Here is a 15,449-nt window from a genome sequence, read left to right as displayed (position 1 = left end):
TGAAAAAATTATAACGCAACTGAAAATAAGGAGGAGAATCAAAAAAATGAAATTTCCATTTAAGGTCATAACTTTGGCCGCTTTAGCAACGGTTATAACTGCTACGAATGGTAGTACTATTTACGCACTTGCACAAGAACAGACAGCACAAGAACAGAAAATAGAAAATTATGCGTTAGGACCTGAAGGGTTAAAGAAAGTGTTGGCTGAAACAGGCTCTCATATTCTTGTAATGGATTTGTACGCAAAAACAATGATTAAGCAACCGAATGTAAATTTATCCAACATTGATTTAGGTTCAGGAGGGGGAGAATTAATCAAAAACATTCACCTGAATCAGGAACTGTCACGAATCAATGCAAATTACTGGCTAGATACAGCGAAGCCAAACATTCAAAAGACAGCACGTAATATTGTAAATTATGATGAACAATTTCAAAATTATTACGACACACTAGTAGATACTGTAAAAAAGAAAGATAAGGCGGGCCTCAAAGAAGGAATAGGGGATTTAATCGGTACAATTCATACAAATTCAAATGAAGTTACGGAAGTTATTAAGATGTTAGAAGCTTTCAAAACAAAGTTGTATACAAATACTGTAGATTTTAAAAATAATGTTGGAGGTCCAGATGGACAAGGGGGATTAACGGCTATATTAGCGGGAAAACAAGCACTAGTCCCACAACTTCAGGCCGAAATTGAGAATTTACGTTCTACGCAGAAAGCACATTTTGATAATGTATTAGCCTGGTCAATTGGTGGTGGATTAGGAGCAGCTATTTTAGTTATTGGAACGATTGCAGGAGCGGTAGTAATTGTTGTGACTGGTGGCACAGCGACACCAGCTGTTGTTGGTGGTCTAACAGCTCTAGGGGCAGCTGGTATCGGTTTAGGAACAGCAGCTGGTGTTGCGGCATCTAATCATATGAACTCCTATAACGAAATTTCTAATAAAATCGGAGAATTAAGTATGAAAGCCGATCTTGCTAACCAAGCAGTTATTTCACTTACTAATACAAAAGACACGTTGACATATTTGTATCAGGCAGTGGATCAAGCAATCATGTCTCTAACGAATATTCAGCAACAATGGAATACGATGGGAGCGAATTATAAAGATCTATATGATAATATCGACCAAATGCAAGAACATAAACTTTCTTTAATACCTGATGATTTAAAGGCTGCAAAACAAAGTTGGAATGATATTCATAAGGATGCAGAATTCATTTCAAAAGACATTGCTTTTAAACAAGAAAAAACAAATTAAAAATCAATATATATGTATAGGAGGAATTAAAATGAATAAAAACTTTCCTTATAAACTACTTGCTGTATCGACGTTTTTAACTCTGACAACAACTACTGTAGTTTCTCCAGTGGCAGCCTTCGCAAGTGAAAGTAAAATGGAACAAACTAGTACCGAAGATATATCTCTTTCTGTAAACAGCGAAAAGATGAAAAAAGCTTTGCAAGATGCTGGGGTATTTGCAAAATCCATGAATGATTACTCTTATTTGTTAATTAAAAACCCAGATGTTAACTTTGAAGGAATTGACATTAAAGGATATACAAATCTACCTAGTCAAATTCTACAAGATCAAAAGAATGCAAGAGAGCATGCTACGAAATGGGATTCACACATAAAAAAACAACTTTTAGATACACTGACGGGGATTGTAGAGTATGATACTAAATTCGACAATTATTATGACACATTAGTAGAAGCGATTAATGAAGGGGATGCAGACACATTAAAAGAAGGCATGACAGATTTACAAGGTGAGATTAAACAAAATCAAGCATATACACAGAATTTAATACAAGAACTAGCTAAGTTAAGAGATAGTATTGGAGAAGATGTCCGAGCATTTGCAGGTCATAAAGATATTTTGCATTCGATTCTGAAAAACCAAGCATCTGGAATTGATGAAGATGAAAAGCGCCTAAATGAAGTTTTAGAGCAAGTAAGACATTTTAAACAAGTAGAATCAGATGGAATAATAACTGTATCAATTCCCTCAATTCCTACGTGGATTGCTGGTGGTGTAATGATAGGGGTAGCAAGAAATAATTTAGGTACGTTAGAGCCGTTGTTAGCACAATTACGTCAGACTATAGATTATAAAGTAACATTAAATCGTGTAGTTGGTGTTGCGTATAATAATATTAATGAAATGCACAATGCGATTGGATCGGCTATTAATGCACTTACCTATATGTCTGCACAATGGCATGATTTAGATTCTCAATATTCGGGAGTGCTTAGTCATATTGATAAAGCATCCCAAAAAGCGGATCAAAATAAATTCAAATTCCTAAAACCTAATTTGAATGCAGCGAAAGATAGTTGGAAAACATTGAGAGCGGATGCGTTTACATTAAAAGAAGGGATAAAAACATTAAAAATGGATCCTGTTTCTTCAAAAAAATAGCGGAATACGGTATTTGTTGCAAGGGCATTTATACAGTTATAAAATGATTTTTTGTTCTTTATAAATTGAAAAGACGGAGGTATAATCAGGCCTCTGTCTTTTATTTTATTGAAATATTTTTATAATTCCATCCTATATGTAGAAAGTAGTTATACAAGTTTGAATTTTTAAGGTGAATGATTTTTATGAATTTTTCCGCAAAACCTAATCTATGATTAGTGAGCTTTATATTCGTATTTTCCTAATTGAATACTTTTATACAATTAGATGGAAGTTAAGAATGCTAAATCAGAACATAATAGGTTGTTATTGATGAGTTTATCGTAAAGTTGTTATTTTATGTGTCATCAAATAACATTTATAAACAATTAGAAATAAAGAAAAGGAGATTATTATGAAAAAAATAGAATATTAGATACAACATAAATAGCGTAAATAGTTTTTGATGTAAAAACATGATAAATAAAATAATAATCCTTAAATGTACTAAGGGAAAATGAGGGAGATAATATGGGGAATAACTCAAAATATAAAACTAGAAAAATACTTGCAGCTACTGCTACAGTAACTATGCTTACGACTGGAATGGTTTCTTCATCAGATGTCTTTGCAGAGGAAACAAAGCAGCAAAAAAAAATATCGACATCACTGCAAGAGTAAAAGTCAGTTAAATCAGAAAATAGAATATATACAGTCCCAGGAAAAGGGGATGTTGAGGTACTGAAACAACAGGAAAGAAAAAGTATGGCATTTAGTCCATATGAACCCACTGGTTTATATGCAAAGCCAAATGAACAAATAACGATTAATGTAGAAGGAAATCAAAATATTCAAGCATACATTGGAACGTATTCGTATGATGCTTCTTGGAGAGAAGATTCTAAAATAAAATCATTTACATTAAAACCTGGTATAAACACAATCCAATCTCCAAATGGGGGGATGATTTATTTTTATAATAAACAACAAGGTGGTACCATTCGAACAACAGTCACAACAGGTGGAACGACTACTCCTTTTTTTGAACTAGGAAAGCATACGAAACAAGATTTAATAAACATGCTGGACCAATATCCCAATGCACATGCAGTGGAGTTAAAAGGAGAACGTGTATTAATTACGGCCAGCCCTGCACGTGTTAAGAAATATTTGTTAGGTTCTAATACAGATCCTGTACAACTCTTAAAAAAGATGGATGAAGCTACTCGAATTCAAGACAAAGTAGCTGGTTTATCCGAGGAACAAGTAGATAAACATTATATTCATTACGTAGAAGAAAATCATTCTCCCGATTATTATATGTATGCAACTTCTTATCGAACCGCATATGTAGGAGATGCAATCCAATACGTGTTAGATATTAATAAATTTATAAAAGATGGCTGGGGTCCTTGGCATGAGGCAGGGCATTTGAGACAGCAATCACCTTGGAAGTTTTATAATATGACAGAAGTACAAAATAATATTTACAGCCTTTCTGTAGAAAAAGCATTTACATCTAATCAATCTTTTAGATTGCAACAGGAGGGCGCTTATACTAAGGCATTTCAATACTTAGAACAACCTAATAAAAATTATGACGAAGTTAGTGATGTTTTTGTTAAGCTTGTTATGCTTTGGCAACTACAGTTAGCATATGGAGAGGACTTCTATCCTAAATTGCATCAATTGTATAGAGACATGTCTTCAAGTGAACTTCCACAAACTGATGAAAATAAAAAACAATTATTTATGATTTCGGCATCAAAAGTAGCCAAACAAAATTTGATACCTTTCTTTGAGAAGTGGGGATTACGTCCAAATAACGATACCATTCAAAAAGTGGCTGCATTAGGGTATCCAACTTTAACAGCAGAGATTTGGAAGGGGACGGATTCTAATCCAATTAAACCAGATATACCTAATGTAAATAATATTTTAGAAGGAAACAAGTTTGCATGGTCATTAAAAGGGATTAGTGATTTCGAATTTGCTAAAATCAATTTCAATAAGTCGACAGAAGAAGTGCATATTGACTTAAAAGCAGGCGTACCGCATCATTATTTTAATGAAACATATGCGAGTATTAAAGTGCAAAATGCATCAGGAAAAGTAGTATACAATAAAGACATTTATGGAAACAAGCAACAAAATGCTGAATCGCAAAAAGTTCCAGTCAAAGTAGGAGATTATATTGAGTTAACACATCTAGAAGGTGTGCATAGAGCTACTTTCACAAATGTAGACAACAGTAAACAAGAAAGCTTTGGAAAAAAAGCAATGTATGAAGTCACAAAAGAAGGCTTGAAGAAAGTAGAAAAAATGCCAGAAGCAACAATTTTAGACGGAAATCAATTTGCATGGTCACTAAAAGGAATTAGTGATTTCGAGTTTGCTAAAATCAATTTCAATAAGTCGACAGAAGAAATGCAAGTTGACTTAAAAACAGGCGTACCACATCATTATTTTAATGAAACATATGCGAGTATTAAAGTACAAAATGCATCAGGGAAAGTAGTATACAAGAAAGACATTTATGGAAACAAACAACAAAATGCTGAATTGCAAAAAGTTCCAGTTAACGTAGGAGATTATATTGAGTTAACACATTTAGAAGGTGTGCATAGAGCTACTTTCACAAATGTAGACAACGATAAACAAGAAATCTTTGGAAAAAAAGCAATGTATGAAGTTACAAAAGAAGGCATGAAGAAAGTAGAAAAAATGCCAGAAACAACGGTTTTAGACGGAAATCAATTTGGTTGGTCTTTAAAGGGATATAGTGATAGAGAAATCGCAAAAGTAGATTATAATAGGGCAACAGAGAAAATGCAGGTGAATTTAGAAGCAGGTGTACCACATTCTTATTTTAATAATACGTATGCAAGTATTAAAGTACAGAATTCATCCGGTAGTGTTGTGTACAATAAGGAAATAGTGGGAAATAGACAACAAACTGCTGAAAGCCAAGCTGTGCCCGTAAAAGTGGGAGATTACATTGAGTTTACCCATATAGAAGGGGAAGCGGTAAAGGAAAAGACACGCGCTACACTTATTAACCTTGAGAATAATAAACAAGAATATATAGGTAAAAAAAGAACCTATCAAGTTACTTCTACGGGATTAAACAAAATAGATTAACATGAAGAACATTCAAATTATTAGTAAGATGCTAAATAGTCGTTCATTATGAACGGCTATTTGGCTTTTATTTATATAAAAGTGAAATGAAAATACTCTCTCTATTATATATACTCTTGTTTTCATCAACAGCTATATTTTTTAATGTAACTTGTAAAAAACTCACATTATTAACTGTTTCCCATTCATTCAAGCTACTGAGAGATAGTTAATGGTTTTTTGAATGTTTTATTTCAATTAGCTATCGAGTGGATACAGATAGAATATCTTCTTAGAAAAAGCGAACTGACACGGGGTGCTCTTTTTTATGGTCGTAATGTCCCACAAGAATAAATACTATTATCTACTGATGTTGGAAAGTGAATAGCCTGAGAAATGCATGGAGTTGATTTTTATTACAAACTTGTAAGGTTATGTAATTAAAATCGATAGAATTGGATGTTTGAATAAGATAATCTGTATAACGAATAGAATATTCTGAAAAAAAGAGGTTGAGATGGATGAAAAAAAGTAAAAGAACATCTAGGTTTTTTAAAAATGTTGTATGCATATTTATTTTCATATTCATTATGAGTGAATTGACTTCCACGAAAGTAGTAAGGGCACAATCGAAAATATTAGCTGATAGGAGCATAGAAAACTTTAAGAAAAAGATGGATGAGCAAGTACCTAAATGGCAGGAGGACTATGATGTACCAGGGGTTGCAATAGGAGTTGTACACAATGGGCGTATTGCTTATACACTAAATTATGGTTATGCAGATAAAAAGAAGGGGGAAGAATTGAATGATAATACTGTATTTCAGGCGGGTTCAGTGTCCAAAAGTCTTACTGCTTGGGGAATTCTACATCTTGTAGACGAAGGGCTTCTATCATTAGATGATCCGGTTGGAGAGCATCTAAATAAATGGAAATTACCAAATTCGAAGTTTGATAATAATGAAGTCACGATAAGAAGGTTATTAAGCCATACGGCAGGATTACCCACACATAAAGGGTATTTAGGAGTGGTACCTGGGGAACCGCTTAATTCTATTGAAGAATCACTGTCTGGGAAAGGGTGGAATAGTGATTCGGTTGAAATAATTAAGAAGCCGGGTTCAGAAGCGATATACTCCGGGATTGGCTATACGATTTTGCAGCTTGTTATTGAAGAGGTGACAGGAATGCCATTCGAACGTTATATGGAGGAAGAAATTATGAAACCATTAGGAATGAAATCTAGCTCATTCCGACAAACCCCGGATAACTTAAATCTTTCGAAGGCGTACGGATACTTCGGCCAAGAAATCCCAAATTATCATTATACCGAACAGGCTGCCGCAGGTCTCAAAACAAATGTTACGGATTTGATGACTTTCATACTTGCAAGTATGGACAACAACGATCATAAAGGTAAGGGATATGGTGTCATTAAAGGTGAACGTGTGGAGGAAATGCAAAAACCAATATTAGGCGAGAATGGTTTAGGGATATTTGAGAGTAAGTTATCTAATCAATGGAAAATGATGTATCATTCGGGTGATAATCGGGGATGGCATTCCTTTTATGGCTATATTCCGAATACAAAGGATGGATTGGTCATTCTCACGAATGGTGAAAATGGTAAAGACTTAAGACAGGATATTTACCACGAATGGATAAAACACGAAACTGGGAAGTTCCCTGAAAGTTACTTCTCCTTCAAAGAGGAAAGAAAAATCAACACAATTATATCCGTTGTTATTGGAGCAACGCTTGGGATATACTTAATGCTATTTGTAATTAGATTGAACAAGGGAAAAAGAATTTTTATTTTGAAACACGAGAAAAAAACTTACATTAGAGTTGGAGTTAGAACACTTATACTTTTTAGTATTGCTCTGTACTTGTTTTGTCGCACCTACATGTGGAGCACTTTAAGTTTAAGTGCAAGCAATAGAATAAATATAATGCTCATACTGGCATGGATGTTGGCATTATTAATTGTAGGATTCTTTCCCAAAAAACGAATTAGCACAAATAACACGCTAAAGTCTGAAGCTGTTTGTTATAAATCAAAAGGGAATTAAACGTTATGTAGCTGGAAGCTGGGAAAGATTTGTTATTGTATACTTCTAAATTTTGAAGTGTTATACATCTAAGTGATAATGACATGTTTAGTTAGTATTAATTCCCAGAAAAATAAAGTGGTAAGGACTTAATATAAGTGTATATTAACGTGCAAACAGGGCTGCAAGTAATTGGTAGTCCTGTTTGTATGTTAAATAAAGACTTGCTGAGGATGTAATGAGAAGAAAAAGAACCCTATAGGGTTCTTTTTCAAGGCATATTAACAGTAAGGAGAACCATGAAATGCTACTTCAAATCTTTATTAGGGGAAAGATTTTGAAAAAGCTTAACATACATATATTTTTACATAAATGTAATAATATATAGTAAATTGATAATATTTATACTTACTATTACTAATATTCAATTAATATAGTTAACGCTATGTGTATAGTGTTAATGAGCGTTTAGTGCAGTATACATTTAGAAATCTAATAATAGCCCCAAGTTGGTTATATATGTCTAATATTAGATTTCATGTGTTAAAAAAGCTTATAGATATATTATTTCAAAATCTAACTAACATTTAAACGATTTTAATTGAAATTGGGTGTGTACTAACTCTTATAAGTAAAATAAAAGTAAATAAAATAAACAAAGACCCTGTAAAAATACAGGGCCGAATACAGGGTTAAGGGAACGCATAGTTTCTTAAAATCATAATAGCATATATTTTTTGTATATCTATATGAGGATTTTGACAAATTTAAGAACAAGATTAAAGATCTTTAAGAAAACAAATATATTGCTAGAAAATTGATTTGGAATTTAAATGTTAATATGTTGATATAGATGAAAACTCTTGAGTACCGTAATCCAATTTCCTTTAAATAAGGGGTTTAGATAAGAGGGATATATTGGATCTTTCTGAAAAAGAAAAATGTTTTTTTAGATTAAAAGAAGAAAAGACACCTTTCGGGTGTCTTTTCTTTTGGTATATAGCTCACATATAGCTGAATTAGATATGAAACCGTAATTCGACTATGAAATAAATAACATAATAAACTTTAACATAATCTGGACTGGAAAAATATGAAATATTGCATTTTTAGTTTTCAATTGCTTTATTGGATAAAGAACAGAGATGTAAATAAAAAGGGCATGCAGTCGTATCTGCCGCCCTTTTTAGGAGGAATTTATTCTGGATAAAAACTAAGAATAATAAGAAAGCATGCTTATTATTCTTAACTTCAAATCTGTGTAAATCCAAATAACAAAGGTGCTTAGGAGGAATTCAAGGCACCAATAGGGCACGTATTGGTAAACAGGTTCAAAAATAGTATATGTGAAAAGAAAAACTCCTATACCAAAGTAGACAGGACCTTATCCTTTTTATTTTTTAAAAAGTAAATTTCTGTTCTTTTAAAAATCAGTACAAAACACTAATTCTATATGGTTTGAAATGAAATCAGAAAAAGTATACATGAAAATGGCAGACAACAATTTTTGTTGCCTACCGGTGCCAGTGGGTTGAATGAGTTAGGCAATCAATTATAATAAATTGCTTTCCCATTACCAGAAGAGTGAAGCCGCTAGTTGAAACAGCTTAAATATAGTTTGCCATATAAATGAAAAAACATGAGTGGAATTTCGGCTTTGATGTTATGTCATGGAGTTGCAATTGGAATGGAATCTGGCATATCAATTGCACCAGAGTTATAAGTTCTTCAGTTCCTTAAGTCAGAAACATGTACTCGATTACCGCAGTTGAATTGTTGCCCTTTTAAAAGAACTGAAAAATTTTTCTTTGAGTTAGCATCTTTTACATAATAATTATTGAGGAGGGAAAATTTTACTGAGAAATGCTATCAAATACAAGAATAGGCTAGTCTAATTTCTAATGGTCCCAGTATCTTTTATTTTGACGTGTGTCTTTACATTTATTTTAGCCTCTGCTAACGCTTGCAACCAATTTCCTTTTAGTTTTTTCCACTCTTTATATTGAAAAGCTCTAGCATATAGGGATAATCCGATTGGATCAATTTTATTCTGCTGTATTTCATCCAACATGTTTTGTAATTTCTTATTAATTTCTTTTTGGATAGCGCTTTCTAAATTATTTATGTTTTTTTTATTATCATAATGCTCCTTAAGCAAATTCACATTGGTTTTTTCTACTAAGGCTACATTAGCGTTTATATCGAAATTAAATACAAACTTTCCGTTTTGAAAATTAACATCTACCTTCCTTGTCGCATTCTGTACCAAGATAGAAGTGTTTGGTTTTTTATTGGATTTTTTAGGAGGCAGCGCAAGGTGTAGTATCATCCGACCTTTATTTTTGGGCTTATTTATAAGATTGAAGAATTTAACATCTTTTTTAGGGATACGAGTTAAAAATTTTCCTTGTCGATCTAAAAGTGCAATTCCTATCGTGTCAATTTCATTTTTTGTTTTTTTGATAACTGGAACAGCTTGTGTCATTCCTTCTTCATTTTTTTCTCTCATTAATTGTTGAATAGTGGAAGAAACGGATTGATTATTTTGAATGGAGGATTCAATTACACTACTTATATAAGATGGTAGTGATGGTTTATCGGGCTTATTAATTGTGAAAATTTCTTCTACAGGTCCATCAACAAGTACTACTTTAGCATTAATGGTAGCGTAAGGATCACGGTAAGAAGAATCAAGCTCCTGCATCCAATTTGCTTCTTGTGCTAATTTTTTTCCAATTAAAATGATTTCGGCTTTTGAGGCTGTCATATAACCCGTTAACTTCGTATCTATCTTACTGAATCCATTATATACAGTTGATGCCTGCGTCCAATGCTCTATAGTACTTTTTTGCTGTTTATGATGAAAGAGTGGTATGCTTGTGCCCACCTTTACGTCTCCATTAGAAGTTCTATCTAAGGCGATTAACAGGATTAATGAAACCTTCTCAAGAGGAATTCTCTGACTACAACCAATTAAACATACACAACAGATTACAATCCATATCCATTTTCGAATCAAAGCTGTTTCCTCCTAGTAAACCAAGTAAAAAGAATGCTGTAAGCGAAAAAGAAGATTGGTAATAGAATAAAGAAAATGATATTTAAGATATCCATAAGAGAATATATAAATAAATATTGATCCACATCGGGATTTAGAAAAACGAATAAGCCGACTATTAATAGCATAAAACCAACTAGCACCCAATTGTGAACGGTTTTTTGAAATAAAATGGTCACAGATTCGAAACTGAAAAATAAATACGGATATATTGTAGTGGAAAATACAATCAAATAGTAAGCGATATATATAATTTCTAATCGTTCTACGAAAGAAAAACGAACCCCTTTTAACAGATGAAATACTGGCCAAATTACGTCTTTTATCCCCTCCGGACTAAAGTATATATAAGAAAGAATAGTCACATATATATAGAAAAACATGGTTCCAGTATTCGCTATTAGTATTCCTTTTATGGCTTTTTGTTTTTTTTGTAAGAACGGATAAATAAAATATGCAATTTCTAAGCCTGCATAAGGAGTAATGGTTTCTTTTGTTGCCTTTACAATAGGGTATATGCCATCTTTAAAAATAGGTAGTAGATGTAAAGGATTGTAGTTACTTTTTAATGAAAAAAGAAGAAATAGTGGCATCCAAGTAGTGAAGAAGAAAACAAGCATAGAATAACTAGTAAGAGCCCTTAACCCACTCAGGGCTAAAATGATAAAAGGCAATAGTAATAATATGGCGATTTGATAAGTAGGAGTGGAAGGGAATATCCACACTTTTACAATATCAGTTGCCTTTAATAAAGTATTAAAACCAGCAAAAAATAGATAAAAGGCATATAAAAGAAGAAAAATTGTCCCAAGCCATTTACCAAAGTATGTTTTTAAAATCTGTGAGAAGCTTTTGTTAGGATTTTTTTGTAACATTAATATAATAAATATGCCAATTATAGAAGTAATTATCCATCCCGAAATGATAGAAATCCATCCGTCTGTACCAGCGGTAGTGGCAAGAGGGCTTGGCATAATTAACATTCCTGATGCTAGTTGCAGTGAATGGATGAAAATAATAAATTCAAATAAAGTTATGTTTTGGAATTTAAGATTTCCCATGCGAACCACCTTCTTTTTTCTTTCTTTGTTTCGGCTGTCCTGTACTCGAGCGGGTGGTGATCATGGAAATAGGAAATCTTACAAAAGAATCTTTTAACTCTTGGAGACGAAATGGTGCAATTGGCAATCCATATGGTGAACCATAGGAAGTTAATGAAACAAAATGAGCAAATAAGAGCATTAATCCACTAACAATACCTACAATCCCATAAAAATAGGCCAATAACATCATTGGAAAACGAATAAGCCGAATACAACTTGATAAGTCATAATTAGAAACAATAAATGATGCAATGGCGGTAATAGATACGATAATAACCATAACGTTACTCACAAGACCAGCTTGAACAGCCGCCTGCCCAATTACAATCCCTCCAACAATTCCAATTGTTTGTCCAATTGGTTGTGGTAAGCGAATACCAGCTTCACGTAGCATTTCCAGTGTGATTTCCATTATAAAAGCTTCCAGTAAGGGGGAGAAAGGGACTTTGACTCTTGACGTTGCAATAGAAGTGTATAAATCTAAAGGAATGACTTCAAAATGAAAAGAGACTATAGCAATATAAATTGCGGGTAAAAAAATAGCTATAATAAATCCTGCAAATCGTAATAAGCGAAAAAATGATGCAATGAGCCAATGAATATTATAATCATCTGGAGTCTGAAAAAATCCAATTAAATTCATTGGGACAATCATCGCACCAGGAGATCTATCAATTAACACTGCTACTTTTCCATCAAGTATATGATTAGAAATGGCATCTGGGCGTTCACTTAAATAAGCCTGTGGAAAAGGAGTCCAATTTTGATCCTTTGTAAAATTAGATAGTTCTCCAATGCTCAATACCGCATCCGTTTTAATTTTACAGATTCTGGTTTCTATTTCTTGGACCACATCTTCGTTTGCTACATCCCCTAAGTAAATTAAATAGACTAAAGAAGTGGCGCGTTCTCCAATTGTCAATTTTTTAATTTTCAATTCAGTAGAAGGAATATATCGACGAATTAAGCCTATGTTTTTTGTGGCATTCTCAATAAACCCATCATGTGAGCCTTTAATAGTAACTTCTGAAATGGGTTCTTGAATCGCTCTTTCTGCCCAGCCTTTTGTATTTATTAGAAGGGACCTCTTTTCTCCTTCCATAAACAGTACACATTGTCCCTCAAGTAATCCTTCTTTAATTTCATTCCACGTATATACTATTTTGGTATGAGTAGCAATAATATTAGAATTAAATATTTGACTGTCTTCATTCACTTCTTGTAATAATGGTGTAACAACATTTCCTTTTAATGCAACACCATCTGTAAGGCCTTCAAAATAATATAGTAAAATATTCGTGTTTGTTTTTAATTGCAAAGGATGTTCAATCAAATCTGCACTAATATCAAAGATGTTATCTAATGTATTTTTAAGTTCTTTTAAGTTACTTGTTTGGATTTTTTCAATGGTTTTATCTGTCTTTGTTTCTAGGGTCTTTTCATTTAAGGACAAAATTGACACCTCTTTAATATATAACGATTAGTTGTAGTTATTATTTTTATATGTTTGAATTTTATTCACTAATTTAAACGGATTGAGATCAAGAATAACTAAAATTGAAGTACTATATTATAAATTCAATAATTGAGAGTAAAAAAGTAGATGTAATTTGTTTAGAAATCTAAGTATCAAGATAGAAGTGAAATTTGAATGATTATAATAAAAAAGAACCCTTGATAGGTTCTTTTTAATAGTTGGTAAATATGTTATCAACAATAGATGGCGATAAAGGTAGTAATTTAGATGTCCTTATGTTACTCAGCTGAATTTTGTAGGAAGAATTATTTTTTCATACCTCAATGCTCAATAAAAAAGGACATTTCATTTATTTGGGTGTTTTAGTGTATTTGAATTTTGCACGCTAACAAATTTTGTTTAGGGACAAAATGTGAAGTTTTATTCTGAAATAACAGAAAGTTAATGCGGCAAAATTCCTATTGGTAATTTGGATAGGTATCAAATATTTCTTTGGCCTTATTTTCTTGATATGACCGTACGTTTATATGTTTCTAAGGGAAAGAAATATTTTCATTTTTATTACCATCTATTGTTTGATTAAGATGGTAACATGAAAATAAAACGTTTACAACCAGAAAATAAAGAAAAAATATTAAAATGCGACTTTTTTCGACAAATATTCCTATAAAATGTTTTGTAGGAATTAGAAATAACTAAATTAGTAATAATAGCTTAATATATTAAAGTGAAATTCAATGAATAAGAGTCCAAAGGTATGAATTTAAATGATAAAGTTATAATTTTCTTTTTTGAACTGTAAGTGTTTTACAAATATAGTTAAACTTTAATCCAACTAGCATTTCTTCCTTTTGTCACTAGCTTAATATGGCCAAACAATTGCAAGGAATTTAAAGCCTTACTGATTGTACTCTCTGCTATGTCTGGATATGTGTTACGAATGCACTCCTTAGTAAAGGGTTGTTTTTGTTTAAGTATAAAATCCTGAATTCTCTCCACTTTAGTATGCTTACATATAGAATCTAGAACTGTATTATGAAGATCTTTGTACGCCTCTAATATAATAGTTAAAAACGTTTTTAACCAAAAGCTACTATTATGTTCCTCGCAGTACCAATTTACCGAAGATTTATAAAACGAATTGTAATATTCAGATTTGTTTTTCTTAATGTATTTATCCAGACATACATATTTTACAAATGTATTTCCACTCTTAATTAATAGCAATTGAATTAACATAAGTGCCAATCTGCCGTTTCCTTGATTAAAAGGGACTATGCAATAAAAATTAAATATAAAACGAGCTATTAATAAAAGTGAATGATGGCCCTTACTAGAATTTAATGAGTTATATTGATCACATAATTGTTCCATTACTTGTGGAATAAGCTCATGTGGAAGAATGCGGTAACTATTTAAGTGCATTCCGTTTTCAGGAATACCTGGAATAGTAAACGGTTTTTCGCGCCATTTGGCACTGTCAGAGGTAATGTAATGTATTAATTGAAAATGTAATTCCTGTATAGTCTCTGGATTGATTAATAAATCACAGGAATTCTTATGTACAAAAGTAAGTGTTTGATAAAAACAAAAGATAGCATCTTCCGAAATATTTTGAGGTACTATATCATCTAAAATAAGTTCTTTTAATCTTTTATTAGGGACTTTTATATCTTCATAGGTAGTAGTAAAGTTTTTTATGTAATGAAGTGGTATGGTTTTTTCTAAGCTAGTAAATATATCAGGATTTTGTTCCTGATAAGCAGCTAATTTTCCTTTTAATTCACTAATTTCACTGATTATATTTAATAGTCTCCTTTTTAATTCAATATTTTTATACCTGTCATCGAAAAAATTTCTCATTTTTATTCCCCCTGTAACCCCTTAACATGCTGTTACATAAATCTTTCCATTCTAAAGATAGTTTACAACATTATTTTGAAATAACAATATATTTATTTTGATTTTGAACTTATTTTAGAATCAAAATTGTTATTTAAATTTGATTAACGAGTTAGAACTTATAATTAATCATGTTTGAATAAAGAATGAATATACACAGATAGAAAATATAGTTTGACTTAAATTCCTTTTTATGAATTTACGAGGTGAAAATATAATTTTAGAATTATTATTAGTGTAGTTTGCTGTATTATTGCCGGGAATTTACTAGAAAGTAACTAATTTTCACAAATAAAATAAAGAAATCTTAAAGAGGAATCA

The 15,449-nt window shown here is 31.9% G+C and carries 7 protein-coding genes and 1 pseudogene; 4 read left to right on the top strand and 4 right to left on the bottom strand.

All coding sequences use genetic code 11. The features are described 5' to 3' along the window. The first annotated feature begins 46 nt into the window (after positions 1-46). From hblD to MKX77_RS11890, 4 genes and pseudogenes are all read left to right on the top strand, one after another. Positions 47-1,273 carry a hemolysin BL lytic component L1 gene (gene hblD / locus MKX77_RS11905; protein WP_341306740.1) on the top strand — a complete coding sequence of 409 codons (1,227 nt, stop codon included), beginning with the start codon at positions 47-49 and terminating at the stop codon, positions 1,271-1,273. 31 nt (positions 1,274-1,304) lie between these two features. Next, positions 1,305-2,438 carry a hemolysin BL binding component B gene (hblA, locus tag MKX77_RS11900; RefSeq protein WP_002016983.1) on the top strand — a complete coding sequence of 378 codons (1,134 nt, stop codon included), beginning with the start codon at positions 1,305-1,307 and terminating at the stop codon, positions 2,436-2,438. 510 nt (positions 2,439-2,948) lie between these two features. Beyond that, positions 2,949-5,558, top strand: a pseudogene (locus MKX77_RS11895) (putative mucin/carbohydrate-binding domain-containing protein). A 500-nt stretch (positions 5,559-6,058) separates the two neighbouring features. Beyond that, entirely contained in the window at positions 6,059-7,609 is a 1,551-nt protein-coding gene (locus tag MKX77_RS11890; protein ID WP_341306739.1) for a serine hydrolase domain-containing protein, read from the top strand. 1,870 nt (positions 7,610-9,479) lie between these two features. On the opposite strand, the gene MKX77_RS11885 is transcribed toward MKX77_RS11890, so the two are convergent. The 4 genes from MKX77_RS11885 to MKX77_RS11870 form a co-directional block, all read right to left on the bottom strand. Further along, positions 9,480-10,607 carry a Ger(x)C family spore germination protein gene (locus tag MKX77_RS11885; protein ID WP_341306738.1) on the bottom strand — a complete coding sequence of 376 codons (1,128 nt, stop codon included), beginning with the start codon at positions 10,605-10,607 and terminating at the stop codon, positions 9,480-9,482. Beyond that, positions 10,604-11,707, bottom strand: coding sequence for a GerAB/ArcD/ProY family transporter (locus MKX77_RS11880; RefSeq protein WP_341306737.1), 1,104 nt, complete (start codon positions 11,705-11,707; stop codon positions 10,604-10,606). The genes MKX77_RS11885 and MKX77_RS11880 overlap by 4 nt, the downstream gene beginning before the upstream one ends. Further along, the gene (locus MKX77_RS11875) at positions 11,694-13,202 is read right to left on the bottom strand and encodes a spore germination protein (protein ID WP_341306736.1); all 1,509 of its coding nucleotides are present in this window, start codon (positions 13,200-13,202) and stop codon (positions 11,694-11,696) included. Before MKX77_RS11875 ends, MKX77_RS11880 begins: the two co-directional genes overlap by 14 nt. A gap of 843 nt (positions 13,203-14,045) precedes the next feature. Continuing rightward, a complete protein-coding gene (locus MKX77_RS11870; protein WP_341306735.1) occupies positions 14,046-15,089 on the bottom strand; it encodes a Fic family protein in 1,044 nt (347 codons plus the stop codon). Between the last annotated feature and the right edge of the window lie 360 nt (positions 15,090-15,449).

Source organism: Bacillus sp. FSL R9-9410, assembly GCF_038050385.1.
Classification (GTDB): Bacteria; Bacillota; Bacilli; order Bacillales; family Bacillaceae_G; genus Bacillus_A; species Bacillus_A cereus_U.
The sequence above is the reverse complement of the archived record's forward strand: the minus strand, read 5'-3'. Positions and strand labels throughout refer to the sequence as shown.